The following is a 14,725-nucleotide window of genomic DNA, read 5'->3' on the forward strand; positions in this document are numbered from 1 at the left end:
ATGGAGCAATTTCATGCGCTACTCATTGCCTCCTACGGAAGGCATTATTTAGCGCAGCGTTTAATTGCAGATGCTGCTGGTCAAGAATCACCTGATGGCCCATTAATACAAGTCAGCACACCAGCCAAGCAACATATTGGAGCCGTTGGTGACCGAATGTTGCTTGAAATGACTTCAGCTGATCAAGCGCGCATTATCCAAATTGAGCCACGAGAAAATCTCCTCTATCGTTCGGATGCTTTTAAGAGCAAGCTGATTGCATCGAATGTGGATCAAATCTTGGTAGTACTTGCTACTCAACCTGCTTTCTCGCCAGACTTATTGGGAAGAGCGGTAGTAGCTGCAGAGGCCAATCAAATTGGTCTACATATTTTGCTCAACAAATGTGACCTTAAAGATAATCTTGAGCATGCTCGTAAAATCATCGCGCCCTATGCTCGCATGGGTTACCAAGTTAGCGAAGTTTCAGCCAAATTTGATCCAGCCTCAATCGATTCCTTGCAGTCTGCTCTACAGGGCAAGGTCTCTGTCTTTGTAGGCCAATCAGGCATGGGCAAGTCCAGCCTATTAAATGCCTGGATACCGAATGCTGCCGCACTGACCCAAGAATATTCTGTGCGCTTAGATACCGGGAAACACACTACTACTGCATGCCGTTATTTTGAATTGCCTGAGGCTTGGGGCAGAGATGCGACAGGTAAGCTTGGTGCCCTGATTGATTCTCCGGGATTCCAAGAGTTTGGTTTGGCACACATGTCAGTAAGTGAATTGCAACATGCATTTAGAGAATTTAAAGACTTGCTAGGTAAGTGCCGCTTTCATAACTGCGCACATTTGACTGAGCCAGATTGCGCAGTAAGAGAAGCGGTAGATAGAAATGAAATAGCACCAGAAAGACTAGCGCTATTTAGACAGCTCCACTCGGATTCAAAAACAGCTGATGTACAAATTCAGGGAATTAGCCAAGCCAAAGAGCGATGGTCAGCATTAGCAACAAAGCCATCCAAGCGATAACGAGACGCCATACCAATCCGACTGCAGAGCGCATGGTTCGTTCGGTAGGTTCAAGACCTACTTCATAAATAACTGGTTCACCTGCTTCAGCCATACGTAATGCCTCATCACTATCAGGCTCACTCATTGGCTCACCAAGACGTACGCCCAATGCACCACTGCCAGCTGCCAAAATTACTGCAGACAAAGAGTCTGACCACTTTTGCGTGAGATAACGCCAGCCATATACAGCACCTTCGAAGTTGCCAACAATAGCAAAGCCCATCGCGGTAATACGCGCAGGGACCCAATCCAATACGTAGAAGAAATGACGAGCAGATTCGCTGAGGTTAAAGTCGCCACGTTCTGACCAGCGTTGAGAAGCAATATCAGCCAAGCGGTAAAGCACAACACCTGCTGGGCCCATTGGCATCATGAACCAGAACAGCACGCCAAACACATGATGGTGTGAACCAATAATGGCTCGCTCCAGCGCCAAAGAAATCACTTCTGTCTCTGAAAGATTGGAAGTGTCTAATTCAGGGCCATACCACTCACCCAAGGCTGCACGCGCAGCAGGTAAGTCATGCGCTTCAATTGCTTCATGCACGGCAGTAAAAGAATGACTGAACTGACGAAAACCAAAAAACAAATAAGCGATGACGATATTCCAAAGAAAGCCTAGGATTGGATAAGTCACCATGCAAGTGACATACACAATGAAGACTAAAAAAGTTGGCAGTATGAAGGCCACCAAGCAGGCCATGCGAGCACCGATAGGGCTTGCACCGTCTTCAGTCTTGCCACCGAACTCAGCGGCGACCCAGTCTAACCAGCGAGCACATACACGCGCAATCCAATGGCTTGAAGTCACTGGGCGGTATTGCTCAGCAATAAGGGCAAAGAGAATAGAAAAGAAAGTCATACTTTTAATAAATGATAAAGGTTACGCAACATTCCCGCAGTAGCACCCCAAATAAAGCGGTTCTCATAAGGCATTGAATAAAAACGTCGTCCACCCTGCTCACTTTGCCACAATCTGACTTGATGATTAGCGGGATCCAACAAAAAACTCAGAGGCACCTCAAAGACATCGGCCACCTCAAACTCATCTAAGACATATTCTGCCTGAGCTTGGACCAATCCTACTACTGGCGTAACGCTATAGCCAGAAACCGTTAAATACTGTGGCAAATGACCAATGATCTCCACTCGCTCAGGATCTAATCCGATTTCTTCCTGGCTCTCACGCAAAGCGGTGTCATTTGGGCTTTGATCTTCGGGATCCATGCGACCCCCTGGAAAGCTAATTTGCCCCGCATGATCGCGTAAATGATTGGTTCTTTGCGTCAGTAATACTGACAAGCCATCCTCCTTCAATAGAAGCGGAATGAGCACTGCAGCTTTAGTAACTTTTCCAACAGCTTGCCGCTTAGCAATAATGTCAGCTGCAATCACATGACGATTTTCATCCGTAATCTCAGGCTCCCATGGAGGAGGTGATTTGAGCCTAGCCCTTAAACCTGCCGGCTCCAAAAATTCTGTTGCTACCTTTTTTTCAGCTGTGCACACCGTATGAATCGGAATTGCTTGCGCATCAAATCCTGGAGGCGCAGCAACATTGATTGCATTATCTTCAGGTGTTGAGTTCTTGGACATATTCATATTCTAAGGCAACAAAAAAGGCGACCGAGGCCGCCTTTTTAAATCAAGCCAGCATTAATTATGCGGCTGGAGTTACTACTGCTACTTTACGCGCAGGAAGCTTCTCTTTAATACGTGCAGACTTACCTGAACGATCACGCAAGTAGTACAACTTGGCACGACGTACATCACCGCGACGCTTCACTTCAATGCTAGCGATCAATGGTGAGTAAGTTTGGAATGTACGCTCTACACCTTCGCCAGATGAAATCTTACGAACGATAAAGCTGGAATTGAGTCCGCGATTGCGCTTTGCAATCACAACACCTTCAAACGCCTGAGTACGCTTACGCGCACCTTCAACAACGTTCACGCCAACAACAACTGTATCGCCAGGAGCAAAGCTTGGCAAAACCTTGTTAGCACTTAAGCGAGCAATTTCTTCTTGCTCAATTTTTTCAATTAAATTCATTTTTAATCCTTAAACATCGTATTAGCGTTTAATCCCGAGACCTAAATCAACGGACCTAATAGAGGATGCAGTTAAAACAATTTCACTAAACCAAAAACTAAACCACCTATTCACCACTGCACACTACTGAAAGTATTTACAGAGAGCGAAGAAATTGTTCATCTTCTCGGGTTAGCAACCCTTTGGCTCTAGCCGATTCAATTAAGTCCGGCCTTAACCTGAACGTCAGCTCTAAAGACTTCTGCCGACGCCAATCCGCTATTTTAGCGTGATGTCCGCCCAAAAGCACGTCCGGGACGGATAAATTTGCATATATTTCGGGGCGGGTGTAGTGCGGATAGTCCAAAAGACCGTTCATAAAGCTATCCTGGGTGGCAGATTCGCCATCTCCAAGCGCCCCTGGAATCAATCTAATCACCGCATCCATCATCGCCATGGCGGGGATTTCACCCCCAGAAAGCACAAAATCACCTATAGAAAGCTGTAAATCGACGTTTCGATCGACAAAACGCTGGTCTACAGCCTCATATCTACCGCAAATAAAGCTTAAATTTCCGTAATTGAGGATATCTGTCGCTATCTTCTGAGAAAAACACTCACCTTGGGGTGCCAATAGGCAAATTGGGCCGCTTTTGAGGCCTGCCGCCTGATGGGATGCCTTAATTCCGGCAACTGTGTCTTCCAAAGGCTTAGCCATCATCACCATTCCGGGGCCGCCACCATAAGCGCGGTCATCCACTGTTTTACGGGGGTCTGCGCAAAAGTCCCGAGGATTCCAAAGGTGGACGCTGGCCAAAGATTTTTCACATGCACGCCCAGTAATGCCCCACTGCGTTAAAGCAGAAAACATTTCAGGGAACAAGGTGACAACATCAAAGCGCATATCGGTAATTATTTTTGAAATTAATCTTAGCGTTCTTATTGCCAGTCAGACTGCCAATCAAGAGTAATCGTTTTATTTGGCAAGTCGACGTTTTGCACTACTTCTTTGACAAAGGGAACTAAGTACTTGGCTGTCTTGGATTCTGCATCGCCGACAGCAATAACGCCATGAGCGCCATTCTCGGTGACATCAATCACCTCACCAAGCACTTCGCCTTGCAAATTGACTGCATTGCAGCCAATCAGATCAACCCAATAATAGGAATCACTATCTGCCTTTGGAAACGCATCGCGTGCCACCAAGATACGAGAACCTTTTAATGCGAGCGCCTGATCACGATCAGTGATCCCATCCAGAGTAAGCACCACATTACCGCTATGCATCTTGGCGCATTTCACTTTGTATTGCGTCAAAGAAGCTTGCTCTAGCGACGCAGAAACGCCCGCTTCCCTACGAGGGATCAGAGACAACCAAATAGATTTAGAAGAGAGAAGTGCTACAGGCTCTGATGAGTGAGGTCTTACCTTCACTTGACCTTGTAAACCTTGCGCCTCAGATATGGCACCAAGTTCAATTAAATCATTCAGGGAAGGCGTACTCATTTGTAAGACACCTTATTTTCCCGGAATAGAACTACTAGAAATTCTGTCACTAAAAGCCTCATCACATCGATGAAGCTTTTAGTAATCGAATATTAAACAGCTGGATTGTTTTTGATTAAACGAACTACTGTTGGGGAAATCTGTGCGCCAACACCAGTCCAATAAGTCAGACGATCTTGAGCAATACGCATTGCTTGCTCAGTTGCCGCTGCTTGTGGGTTGAAGTAACCGATACGCTCGATAAAATTCGAGTCGCGACGGTTGCGTTTATCAGTAGCAACAATGCTGTAAAAAGGGCGCTTCTTAGAACCGCCGCGTGCCAGTCGAATGACGACCATACTTATTCCTTAAAATCTAAAATGAAAACAGGTTGATTACAACCCAATGAAATTTCTACAAAAAATCTTGGGCTCCAGCTCACCAAATAAAGATACGGTAGAGCGGAAAACCTCATATTCTAGACGAAAACCCCTACTTCTTCCACCTATTTAAGCATCTAAGACAGTAGAATAGAATGTCTACTTAGATAAAATATATATTAAAAACAATAACTTAGGTAAATATGGTCCTTAAATCCAGACTTTTAGACTCCCTCAGAAAGCCATCAAAAGGGTTCTTTCTGGCACTTTCTTGCCTAAGCCTTGGACTTTTCGGTGGCTGTGCAAACGTCATCCCTCCTTGCGGGGCAAAAATCAGCCCACCGAGCAGCGAACTCAAAAATACCAAATGGGAGCTTACCCGTTGGAACTTGCCCCCCAATAGCAACGGAGAAGTGCGCGTCCGCCAAATTCCACAAGGCGATGCCAGCAACCCCATTCAAATCATTTTTGATTCCAGCGGGCAACGTCTGAGTGGCTCAACAGGATGTAATCGGTTTACCGCAAGCCTTGATGAAGATGCGCGCGGGTTTTCTCTTAAGCAAATTGCTAGCACCAAGATGGCTTGCAGCCCACAGCGCATGGAATTGGAAAATGATTTCCTCTATGAGTTAAATGACTATCGCAGCATTGTGCGCAATGGCGATCAATTACTGATGATCGGCACCGATCGTGAAGTACTCAGCTTTACTCAAAAACCAAACAACAATAAATAAGCTTCACATTATTCATTAGCAATATCACTGAAAGATTCATGAAAAAATCCAAACTTCTTTTTTGCGCACTCGGGTTACTCCTTCCGGGCAGCGGCCTCAATTGTTTTTATCTACAAGGACTTAAATCTTTTTGGGCGTGGGTTCAGTTATTTGCCTTGATAGGTGGCGCAGCAGGCTGGGTCATCTTGAAAGATGCTCACTTTCATTCGGCGCCAGGATGGGTACTCGTTACTTTTGGCTTTATGGCTATTGAAGCAAGCTGGTTAACCACTATTGCCTTTGGTCTTCGCTTAGATGAGAAGTGGGATGCCCAATTTAATCCCGGCATTGAAGATCACCGACGCAGCCGCTCTGGCTGGCTCGAGATACTGACCGTGATTTTCTCTTTGGTATTGGGTGCTGGTGTGATGATGACTTTTTTAGCAGTCTCATTTGAGCAATTCTTCATCTCTCAAATCCATGAAGCAAAAAAGCTATCTCAATAATTGCAGATAGCTTTCAATTTGCAAGAGCCGCTCTTAAGAGCGGTTTTTTTATTCTCTTTTGCGCCCCTTTAGAACTGCTCTACTTCTAAGGCGTTGGTGGAGTGACCGCTTTCAACAATCGACGTTGCTAGAGCTTGTGCTTGAGGCATGAGATTCTCAGCAAAGAAACGGGTTGTAGCAATCTTCGCATCATAGAATTTTGGATCGCCATCGCGTAGACGCTCAGAAGCTAAGAGCGCCCTCGCCATTTGCCAGCCGCCTAATACCAAGCCAGATAAGCGTAAGTAAGCAAAGCTACCGGCATAGACAGCCTTAATGTCCGTCTTTGCATTCGCAACAATGTATGCAACTGCTTGTTCGAAGGCCGCGCGCGCCAAAGTGAGTTGCTTGAGAACCGCTTTAGCATCAGCACTTCCACTGGCAGCTAAATCTTTTTCAGTAGCGGCAATTCTTTGGGAAAGCTCTTTTGCAATAGCGCCACCATCACGTACTGTTTTTCTACCGACCAAGTCATTCGCCTGAATCGCAGTAGTCCCTTCGTAAATCGTCAAGATACGCGCGTCACGGTAATACTGTGCTGCTCCGGTTTCTTCAATGAAGCCCATACCGCCATGGACTTGAACACCTAAGCTTGCCACTTCAATTGACATCTCTGTAGAGAATCCCTTAACAATCGGCACCAAGAATTCATAGATGGCTTGATTGGCTTTGCGTGCTGCCTCGTCAGGAGCAGCATGCTGTGCATCATAGGCAGAAGCCGCGTAATAAGCTAAAGCACGTGATGCCTCTGTGTATGCGCGCATAGTCATGAGCATGCGCTTTACATCAGGTTGATGAATAATTGCAACAGGGCCCGGTGAACCGGTTAGGTCACGGCTCTGTACTCGATCCTTTGCATATTGAACTGCCTTTTGATAGGCACGCTCAGCTACCGCTACGCCTTGCATGCCTACTGCAAAGCGAGCGGCATTCATCATCACAAACATGTATTCGAGACCGCGATTTTCTTCGCCAACCAAATAACCGATTGCACCACCGTGGTCACCAAATTGCAGAACAGCTGTTGGACTCGCTTTAATACCTAATTTATGCTCAATCGAAACGCAATGCACATCATTACGTTCACCTAGTGAACCATCTTTATTCACCATAAACTTCGGCACTACAAATAATGAAATGCCCTTCACCCCCTCTGGTGCGTCCGGTGTTCTGGCTAGCACCAAATGGATAATGTTCTTAGCCATATCGTGCTCACCATAGGTGATATAAATTTTGGTACCAAAAATCTTGTAAGTGCCATCGCCCTCAGGAACAGCACGTGAGCGAACCATCGCCAGATCAGAGCCAGCTTGTGGCTCAGTCAAATTCATAGTTCCAGTCCACTCACCAGAGATCATCTTCGGAACATATTGCTCCTGAAGCTCTGGGCTAGCAGCAGTTAATAGAGCCTCAATAGCGCCATCGGTAAGTAATGGGCAGAGTGCAAAAGAAAGATTGGCCGCATTCACCATCTCTAGACAAGCAGTGGAGATCAATTTTGGTAAACCTTGGCCGCCAAACTCTGCCGGATGAATTACACCCTGCCATCCTGCAGCAGCGTATTGCTCAAAAGCTTGTTTGAAGCCAGGTGTAGTTGTCACTACACCATCTTTTAAGGAACTTGGGTTTTGATCACCGGCCCAGTTAAGTGGGGCTACTACATCTTGATTAAATTTGGCCGACTCTTCCAAGATCGCAGGCGCTAAATCTACATCTGCACCCGCATCAGCATAAGTAGGATAAGCTACGACATCCGAAAGCCCAGCTAATTCATTCATTACAAACAGCATGTCTTTCACTGGGGCTACGTATGGCATTACAACTCCTCTTTATACAGTTTGATACTTAATTAATCTTTAACTTCAATCTTCAACTCAACCAAGTGCTTTTGTTAACTCCGGCACAGCAGTATTCAAATCCGCCACTAGACCATAGTCAGCAACACCAAATATTGGCGCCTCCGGATCTTTGTTGATTGCTACGATCACTTTGGAGTCTTTCATTCCAGCCAAATGCTGGATGGCACCAGAGATACCAACAGCGATGTAAAGCTGAGGAGCAACAATCTTGCCGGTCTGACCCACTTGATAATCATTGGGAACGTAACCCGCATCCACCGCAGCACGGGATGCACCCAAAGCAGCGCCGAGCTTGTCAGCCAAAGGTGCAATGAGCTCCTGATACTTTTCACCAGAACCCAAACCGCGACCACCAGAAACAATAATCTTGGCGGCAGTCAATTCTGGACGATCAGATTTAGTCAGCTCACGACCAACAAAGGAGGATTTGCCAGCAGATTCAGCGGCAGCTTGTTTCTCAACTGCTGCAGAACCACCAGTAGCGGCAACTGGATCAAAACCAGTAGTACGCACAGTAATCACTTTGATTGGGTCGGTGGATTGCACGGTTGCAATCGCATTGCCCGCATAAATTGGACGCTCGAAAGTATCCGCAGAGATGACTTTAGTAATGTCAGACAATTGAGCCACATCTAACTTAGCAGCAACGCGTGGCAATACATTCTTGCCATTAGCAGTTGCAGGAGCGAGGATATGACTGTAGCCATTCACATTGGAGAGGATCTGGGCAGCTAAAGGTTCAGCTAATTGATCAGCCAAATTAGCGGCATCAATTTGAATGACTTTGCGCACGCCAGCAATTTGAGCTGCGGCAGCTGCGGCTGCATCTGCACCGCTACCAGCAACGAGCACATCCACTTCGGGAGAGCACTGCAAAGCAGCTGCTACAGCATTAAGGGTTGCCGCCTTTAATGATTGATTGTCGTGTTCAGCAATAACAAGTGCGGCCATTTAGATCACCTTCGCTTCATTTTTGAGTTTTTCTACAAGGGCTGCCACATCAGCAACCATCACGCCAGCAGAGCGCTTTGGGGGCTCTTCTACTTTAAGTGTTTTCAGACGTGGGGCAATATCGACACCCAATTCTTCAGGCTTCACGATATCAATTATTTTTTTCTTAGCCTTCATGATGTTCGGCAAAGTGACATAGCGCGGTTCATTCAAGCGCAGGTCAGTGGTAATCACTGCCGGCAAAGATAGCGCAATCGTCTCTAAGCCGCCATCGACTTCACGAGTCACAGTGGCTTTGCCGTCTGCAACCACCACTTTGGACGCAAAGGTAGCTTGAGGGATATCCAACAAGCTTGCCAACATCTGACCGGTTTGATTGCTGTCATCGTCAATTGCTTGCTTACCGAGAATGATGATTTGCGCTTGCTCTTTATCAGAGAGCGCCTTGAGAATCTTTGCCACCGCTAAAGGTTGTAGCTCTGCATCTGTCTCAACCAGTATGGCTCGATCGGCACCAATCGCTAAAGCAGTACGGAGGGTTTCTTGACACTGGGTTTCACCGGCACTCACCACTACCACCTCAGTGGCTACACCCGCCTCTTTTAAACGTACCGCTTCCTCTACTGCGATTTCATCAAAGGGATTCATACTCATTTTGACGTTTGCTAAATCAACCCCAGAGTTGTCTGATTTCACCCGAATTTTGACGTTGTAATCAACAACGCGTTTTACAGCTACTAAGACTTTCATCCCTCAAACCTCTCTAATATATATAAATCGAGGATAAACCCTCAATAAAAAGCACGATCGTTTTATTTTACCTGAATATTTGCTAAATTAAACATCAATTGCAGTTGCTGAACCCGCTTGTTTACGGAGCTCAAACTTCTGAATCTTGCCGGTCGAGGTCTTCGGAAGCTCACAAAACACAATGGCTCTAGGAACCTTAAAGCCTGCTAAATGCTGTTTACAGTGGGCAATAATCTCCTCGGCAGTCACTGCTGAGCCAGGTTTAATCTCCAAGAAGGCGCAGGGCGTTTCACCCCATTTGGGATCAGGCTTAGCAACCACTGCAGCAGCGTTAATAGCCGGGTGTCGATAGAGCACATCCTCAACCTCTACAGAGGAAATATTTTCACCTCCAGAAATAATGATGTCTTTGCTGCGGTCCTTCATCTTCACATAGCCATCTGGATTCATTACCGCCAAATCACCCGAGTGGAACCAGCCACCTTCAAATGCCTCTTGGGTTGCTTTTTCGTTCTTTAGATATCCCTTCATGGCGATATTGCCCTTGAACATTATTTCACCCATGGTTTCACCATCTGCTGGAACGGCCTGCATGGTTTCCGGATCAAGAACAGCAATTGCCTGTTGCATGTGATAACGCACACCTTGACGTGCATTTAGGCGGGCACGCTCACCGATATCAACATCATTCCACTCGTCTTGTTTAACGCACACAGCTGCCGGCCCATAGGTTTCAGTCAAACCATAGACGTGCGTTAAATCAAATCCTAACTTTTCCATACCCTCAATAATCGATGCAGGTGGTGCAGCGCCCGCGATCAAGCCTTTGACTCCTGTAGGCACTCCCACCTTCAGCTCATCCGGTGCGTTGACTAATAGGTTATGCACGATAGGTGCCGCACAGTAGTGCGTCACACCATGTTCTTTAATTGCCGCAAAAATATGTTGCGCATCAACCCGACGCAAGCAGACGTTGACACCAGCGCGAGCGGCGATAGTCCATGGGAAGCACCAACCATTGCAATGGAACATTGGCAAAGTCCAGAGATAGATGGGATGCTTATTAATATCCCAGTCCAGCACATTGGAAACGGCATTAATTGCAGCGCCACGATGGTGATACACCACACCCTTAGGGTTACCAGTAGTTCCCGATGTGTAGTTCAAGCAAATCGCTTGCCACTCATCTGCGGGAACTTGCCACGCAAAATTTGGATCCCCTTCGGAGAGTAATTTCTCATAAGTGAGTTTGCCTAACTTCTCGCCAGGAACATCGAACTCTTTTTCTTCAACATCCACCACCAAGAAATCACGACCAGAATCTTTCTTGGCAATCTCAAGCGCTTTTTTCATCACCCCTGAAAATTCAGGATCAACAATGACTACCTTTGCTTCGCCATGATTCAACATAAAAGCCACTGTCTCTGCGTCTAAACGAGTATTAAGAGCATTCAAAACTGCACCCGCCATCGGAATACCAAAGTGGGCTTCTACCATTGGAGGTGTGTTGGGCAACATCACCGCTACGGTGTCACCCAAACCAATACCATGCCTTTGTAAGGCGCTAGCCAAGCGACGGCAACGCTCATAGGTTTGCGCCCAGGTCTGACGCAATTTCCCATGAATAACGGCAGTTTTATTGGGGTAAATTTCTGCTGAGCGCTCTAAAAATAAGAGCGGTGTAATTGGGGTGTAGTTGGCTGGATTGCGAGCCAAACCTTGTTCATAAATATTTGCCATCTTCAGCTTTCGATTTCTGTTTTACTAAATTTTTTATTAAATATCTGCTAGCGCTTTAATATGGGCCACCACACTGCGACCCAAAGCAGAGAGGTTATAACCACCCTCTAGGCAACTCACAATGCGTCCTTGCGCATACTCATTAGCAATCTCTTTTAAACGTTTGGTAATCCAGACATAGTCATCCTCAACCAAGCCCATCTGACCTAAATCATCCTCGCGATGGGCATCAAACCCTGCTGAAATAATCACGAGCTCAGGCTCAAAATTACGCAAAGCTGGCAACCATTGCTCTTCCACAATGGAGCGCACCACATCGCCCCGAGTCGCAGCAGGCAAAGGTACGTTGACCATATTGTTCGCATGATCAAGGCCACTGTAGGGATAAAAAGGATGTTGAAAAAAGCTACACATCAAGACATTAGGGTCATTGAAAAAAGCAGCTTCAGTACCGTTGCCATGATGGACATCAAAATCAACGATGGCGACACGTTCAATGCCGTATGTTTCCATTGCATATCGCGCAGCAATCGCCACGTTATCAAATAAACAAAATCCCATAGAACGCGTTGGTTCTGCATGATGCCCTGGCGGTCTTACGGCACAAAATACATTCTCAACCTCACCCTTCATCACAGCATCTACACCTGCAATAGCAGCGCCTGCTGCCCTGAGTGATGCTCTATAAGTATGGGGATTCATAATAGTGTCACCATCGAGCATGAAGTACCCACTCTCTGGGGCGCGATCACGGACAAAAGAAACGTGGTCAGGACTATGGACCAATTCCAATTGGTCCTCAGTGGCCAAAGGTGCATCTAAATGATGTAAAAATTGATCAACACCGCTGCGAATCAGTTGATCATTGATCGCCTGAATTCTCTCCGGACACTCTGGATGATGGCTTCCCATCTCATGTTTCAGAAAGTCCGGATGAGTTATGTATCCTGTTGTCATTACTCGAAATCCTCAATAGCAAATTTGTAATTTTTATAATCTAATTAAACGTGCTCAACATTCGAAAATCCAATACCAATACCAATACCTTAGGCATGAACTTTCACGTCTCCTATCTACTTCTTGCTCTTGCGCTAGCGGGTTGCTCAAGCGCACCCACACAACTAACCCAATCGCAACAGTCCATCGTAAACCAGACTGATGATGCCGCTACCGAGGCGCGCTTTAGCCAGAACCTCAACGAACTCCTAACCCAGGTCTCCCAAAACCAAGAAATCCCACTCCCAGCCCTAGAAATGGGCTTTCTAGATGCTAAAACGGTTCCCTCAATTCGGAAATTGGTATTACCCCCATCGGGTACATTTAAGAAGAATTGGCTGGCTTATCGCAAACGCTTTATTGAGCCCGTACGCCTTAAGGCTGGCAGGGTCTTTTGGGATCAAAATCAAGCTTTTTTGAGCCAAGTTGAGCAAGAGTCAGGGGTACCAGCTGAGATTATTGTGGCCATTATTGGCATCGAGACCATCTATGGGCGCCAAACTGGTAATTTCAGGGTGAAAGACGTTCTATCTACCCTCGCCTTTAGTTACCCAGATACCCCTAATAAACCAGCACGTGAGCAACTCTTCAAGGACCAACTCAAAGAACTCATTCTGATGTGCTGGACTGGGGCGGGTGGCAAGCCGCCCTCCAAAAATAGTAGTCAAGGTATCAATAGCGCACGCTTTAATGCCTGCCTAAATCAGAATAGCTCTTATGCTGGCGCCATCGGTCTGCCCCAGTTCATGCCCAGCAGTATTCGCAGCTTTGCAGTCGATGGTGACGGCGATGGTCAAATTGATTTAAAGCAAAGCCCTAAAGACGCTATTGCGAGTGTTGCTAACTTCATGAAAAAACATGGCTGGCAACCCGGTATGCCGATTTCATTTCCAGTTCAAGAAAGTGGCATCAGTGCTGCCAAAGCATTGGCTGATGGTGAACCGCAGTTGAAATTTACTGTACAAGAGCTCATTGAAAAAGGAATATTGACTCAACAACAAGGTGATCTACAAAGTGGTGGTGTAGAGCCGCAAAGCAAAGCTTTCATTGTTGACCTACCGTATCCAGATAAAGATGGCGTAGACCAAGTGCAATATTTTGTTGGCTTAAATAATTTTCTGACAATAGTGCAATACAACCGCAGTTATTTCTATGCGCAAAGTGTTGCTGAGTTTGCCCAAGCCTTAGGATATAAAAACCAAAGTGTTGTGCCAGTAGAAAACCCAAGCAAAGCTGGCGGCTCAAAGGCGGCTTCTGAAAAGTCTAAACCCAAGAAATCCAGCGCTAAGAAAAAAGTAAAGTCTTAAGCCGGAAAAACACCAGTAGATAGATAGCGGTCACCACGGTCGCAGACAATAAAGACGATCGTGGCATTTTCAACTTGACGGGCAATGCGCAAAGCCACTACCAAGGCACCTCCAGCAGAAATACCGCAGAAAATACCCTCTTCTGCTGCCAAGCGACGGGCCATCTCCTCTGCATCCGCTTGCGAAACATACTCAATCAGATCTACCTTATCGCCTTGATAAATCTTGGGCAGGTACTCGGGTGCCCACTTCCGAATACCAGGGATCTGTGAGCCCTCTTCTGGTTGTGCACCAATAATCTGAATCGCAGGATTCATGGACTTCAGATAAGTGGAGACTCCCGTAATGGTTCCAGTGGTACCCATGGCGGATATGAAATGGGTAATCTGCCCATCAGTATCTCGCCAAATTTCTGGTCCAGTAGTTTCTATATGTGCTCTCGGATTGTCAGGGTTGGCAAACTGATCAAGTAATCTGCCGCGACCTTCTCTTTGCAGTTGCAAGGCATAATCTCTAGCAAATTCCATACCGCCAGAGGCTGCGGTCAATATTAATTCAGCACCATAAGCCGCCATACTTTGACGACGTTCAATACTTTGATTTTCTGGCATGACTAAAATCATTTTGTAGCCAAGCATCGCTGCGGTCATTGCTAAAGCAATGCCCGTATTACCGCTGGTTGCCTCAATCAATGTATCGCCAGGTTTAATCTCACCGCGCTCTTGTGCGCGTGAGATCATCGACAGCGCAGGTCGGTCCTTCACCGACCCGGCTGGATTATTTCCTTCCAACTTACCCAAGATCACATTATTGCGATTCTCGTTTTCTAAACCAGGAATACGCTGCAAACGAACTAAAGGCGTATTGCCAACAGTCTGCGAAATGGTAAGGTAGGAAGGTTTGCTCATAAA

At 46.4% G+C, this 14,725-nt stretch carries 16 protein-coding genes; 4 read left to right on the forward strand and 12 right to left on the reverse strand.

Features of this window, described 5'->3' with window-relative positions; genetic code table 11:
- Entirely contained in the window at positions 1-1,014 is a 1,014-nt protein-coding gene (gene rsgA / locus ICV90_RS07370) for a ribosome small subunit-dependent GTPase A (protein WP_215357845.1), read from the forward strand.
- Here rsgA and ICV90_RS07375 read toward each other — a convergent pair.
- From ICV90_RS07375 to rpsP, 6 genes are all read right to left on the reverse strand, one after another.
- Positions 959-1,918 (reverse strand): CobD/CbiB family protein, encoded by a 960-nt coding sequence (locus ICV90_RS07375; RefSeq protein WP_215357847.1) that lies wholly within the window; start codon positions 1,916-1,918, stop codon positions 959-961. The genes rsgA and ICV90_RS07375 overlap by 56 nt on opposite strands.
- Complete coding sequence (locus ICV90_RS07380; protein ID WP_215357849.1) at positions 1,915-2,652, reverse strand: CoA pyrophosphatase; 738 nt, start codon at positions 2,650-2,652, stop codon at positions 1,915-1,917. Before ICV90_RS07380 ends, ICV90_RS07375 begins: the two co-directional genes overlap by 4 nt.
- A 64-nt stretch (positions 2,653-2,716) precedes the next feature.
- On the reverse strand, positions 2,717-3,109 hold the full coding sequence (rplS, locus tag ICV90_RS07385) for a 50S ribosomal protein L19 (RefSeq protein ID WP_215357851.1): 393 nt from the start codon (positions 3,107-3,109) through the stop codon (positions 2,717-2,719).
- A gap of 136 nt (positions 3,110-3,245) precedes the next feature.
- Entirely contained in the window at positions 3,246-3,992 is a 747-nt protein-coding gene (gene trmD, locus ICV90_RS07390) for a tRNA (guanosine(37)-N1)-methyltransferase TrmD (protein WP_215357867.1), read from the reverse strand.
- Between the two features lie 35 nt (positions 3,993-4,027).
- Entirely contained in the window at positions 4,028-4,594 is a 567-nt protein-coding gene (rimM, locus tag ICV90_RS07395) for a ribosome maturation factor RimM (RefSeq protein ID WP_215357869.1), read from the reverse strand.
- 92 nt (positions 4,595-4,686) lie between these two features.
- Positions 4,687-4,932, reverse strand: coding sequence for a 30S ribosomal protein S16 (gene rpsP / locus ICV90_RS07400; protein ID WP_011902362.1), 246 nt, complete (start codon positions 4,930-4,932; stop codon positions 4,687-4,689).
- Positions 4,933-5,156: 224 nt separating this feature from the next.
- On the opposite strand from rpsP, the gene ICV90_RS10335 reads away from it, so the two are divergent.
- Together ICV90_RS10335 and ICV90_RS07410 are read left to right on the forward strand one after the other, a co-directional pair.
- Positions 5,157-5,687 carry an META domain-containing protein gene (locus ICV90_RS10335; RefSeq protein ID WP_215357871.1) on the forward strand — a complete coding sequence of 177 codons (531 nt, stop codon included), beginning with the start codon at positions 5,157-5,159 and terminating at the stop codon, positions 5,685-5,687.
- A gap of 38 nt (positions 5,688-5,725) precedes the next feature.
- Positions 5,726-6,172, forward strand: coding sequence for a hypothetical protein (locus ICV90_RS07410; protein WP_215357873.1), 447 nt, complete (start codon positions 5,726-5,728; stop codon positions 6,170-6,172).
- Between the two features lie 68 nt (positions 6,173-6,240).
- On the opposite strand, the gene ICV90_RS07415 is transcribed toward ICV90_RS07410, so the two are convergent.
- The 5 genes from ICV90_RS07415 to ICV90_RS07435 all read right to left on the reverse strand — a co-directional run bounded on the left by ICV90_RS07415 (position 6,241) and on the right by ICV90_RS07435 (position 12,468).
- Entirely contained in the window at positions 6,241-8,028 is a 1,788-nt protein-coding gene (locus ICV90_RS07415) for an acyl-CoA dehydrogenase (RefSeq protein WP_215357875.1), read from the reverse strand.
- Between the two features lie 57 nt (positions 8,029-8,085).
- Positions 8,086-9,021, reverse strand: coding sequence for an electron transfer flavoprotein subunit alpha/FixB family protein (locus tag ICV90_RS07420; RefSeq protein WP_215357877.1), 936 nt, complete (start codon positions 9,019-9,021; stop codon positions 8,086-8,088).
- Positions 9,022-9,771, reverse strand: a complete 750-nt coding sequence (locus tag ICV90_RS07425; protein ID WP_215357879.1) for an electron transfer flavoprotein subunit beta/FixA family protein — start codon at positions 9,769-9,771, stop codon at positions 9,022-9,024.
- A gap of 87 nt (positions 9,772-9,858) precedes the next feature.
- Complete coding sequence (locus tag ICV90_RS07430; protein WP_215357887.1) at positions 9,859-11,511, reverse strand: acyl-CoA synthetase; 1,653 nt, start codon at positions 11,509-11,511, stop codon at positions 9,859-9,861.
- A 36-nt stretch (positions 11,512-11,547) separates the two neighbouring features.
- Positions 11,548-12,468 carry a histone deacetylase family protein gene (locus tag ICV90_RS07435; protein WP_072583659.1) on the reverse strand — a complete coding sequence of 307 codons (921 nt, stop codon included), beginning with the start codon at positions 12,466-12,468 and terminating at the stop codon, positions 11,548-11,550.
- A gap of 50 nt (positions 12,469-12,518) precedes the next feature.
- Here ICV90_RS07435 and ICV90_RS07440 point away from each other — a divergent pair, with 50 nt between their 5' ends.
- Positions 12,519-13,814 (forward strand): lytic transglycosylase domain-containing protein, encoded by a 1,296-nt coding sequence (locus ICV90_RS07440; protein ID WP_251367705.1) that lies wholly within the window; start codon positions 12,519-12,521, stop codon positions 13,812-13,814.
- Here ICV90_RS07440 and cysM read toward each other — a convergent pair.
- Positions 13,811-14,722: a cysteine synthase CysM gene (gene cysM / locus ICV90_RS07445; protein ID WP_215357889.1), complete on the reverse strand. Its 912-nt coding sequence runs from the start codon at positions 14,720-14,722 to the stop codon at positions 13,811-13,813. The two genes, ICV90_RS07440 and cysM, sit on opposite strands and share 4 nt — an antisense overlap.
- Positions 14,723-14,725 lie beyond the last annotated feature (3 nt).

The sequence above is a fragment of the Polynucleobacter sp. JS-JIR-II-b4 genome, from assembly GCF_018687815.1.
Taxonomy (GTDB): Bacteria; Pseudomonadota; Gammaproteobacteria; order Burkholderiales; family Burkholderiaceae; genus Polynucleobacter.

What these genes read in the sequence shown, in the direction of transcription:
- ICV90_RS07375 (WP_215357847.1), bottom strand. Translation starts at nt 1,918, where the DNA reads ATGACTTTCTTTTCTATTCTCTTTGCCCTTATTGCTGAGCAATACCGC.
- ICV90_RS07435 (WP_072583659.1), bottom strand. Translation starts at nt 12,468, where the DNA reads ATGACAACAGGATACATAACTCATCCGGACTTTCTGAAACATGAGATG.
- ICV90_RS07380 (WP_215357849.1), bottom strand. Translation starts at nt 2,652, where the DNA reads ATGTCCAAGAACTCAACACCTGAAGATAATGCAATCAATGTTGCTGCG.
- ICV90_RS07425 (WP_215357879.1), bottom strand. Translation starts at nt 9,771, where the DNA reads ATGAAAGTCTTAGTAGCTGTAAAACGCGTTGTTGATTACAACGTCAAA.
- cysM (WP_215357889.1), bottom strand. Translation starts at nt 14,722, where the DNA reads ATGAGCAAACCTTCCTACCTTACCATTTCGCAGACTGTTGGCAATACG.
- rsgA (WP_215357845.1), top strand. Translation starts at nt 1, where the DNA reads ATGGAGCAATTTCATGCGCTACTCATTGCCTCCTACGGAAGGCATTAT.
- ICV90_RS07410 (WP_215357873.1), top strand. Translation starts at nt 5,726, where the DNA reads ATGAAAAAATCCAAACTTCTTTTTTGCGCACTCGGGTTACTCCTTCCG.
- ICV90_RS07415 (WP_215357875.1), bottom strand. Translation starts at nt 8,028, where the DNA reads ATGCCATACGTAGCCCCAGTGAAAGACATGCTGTTTGTAATGAATGAA.
- ICV90_RS10335 (WP_215357871.1), top strand. Translation starts at nt 5,157, where the DNA reads ATGGTCCTTAAATCCAGACTTTTAGACTCCCTCAGAAAGCCATCAAAA.
- rimM (WP_215357869.1), bottom strand. Translation starts at nt 4,594, where the DNA reads ATGAGTACGCCTTCCCTGAATGATTTAATTGAACTTGGTGCCATATCT.
- trmD (WP_215357867.1), bottom strand. Translation starts at nt 3,992, where the DNA reads ATGCGCTTTGATGTTGTCACCTTGTTCCCTGAAATGTTTTCTGCTTTA.
- rplS (WP_215357851.1), bottom strand. Translation starts at nt 3,109, where the DNA reads ATGAATTTAATTGAAAAAATTGAGCAAGAAGAAATTGCTCGCTTAAGT.
- ICV90_RS07420 (WP_215357877.1), bottom strand. Translation starts at nt 9,021, where the DNA reads ATGGCCGCACTTGTTATTGCTGAACACGACAATCAATCATTAAAGGCG.
- rpsP (WP_011902362.1), bottom strand. Translation starts at nt 4,932, where the DNA reads ATGGTCGTCATTCGACTGGCACGCGGCGGTTCTAAGAAGCGCCCTTTT.
- ICV90_RS07430 (WP_215357887.1), bottom strand. Translation starts at nt 11,511, where the DNA reads ATGGCAAATATTTATGAACAAGGTTTGGCTCGCAATCCAGCCAACTAC.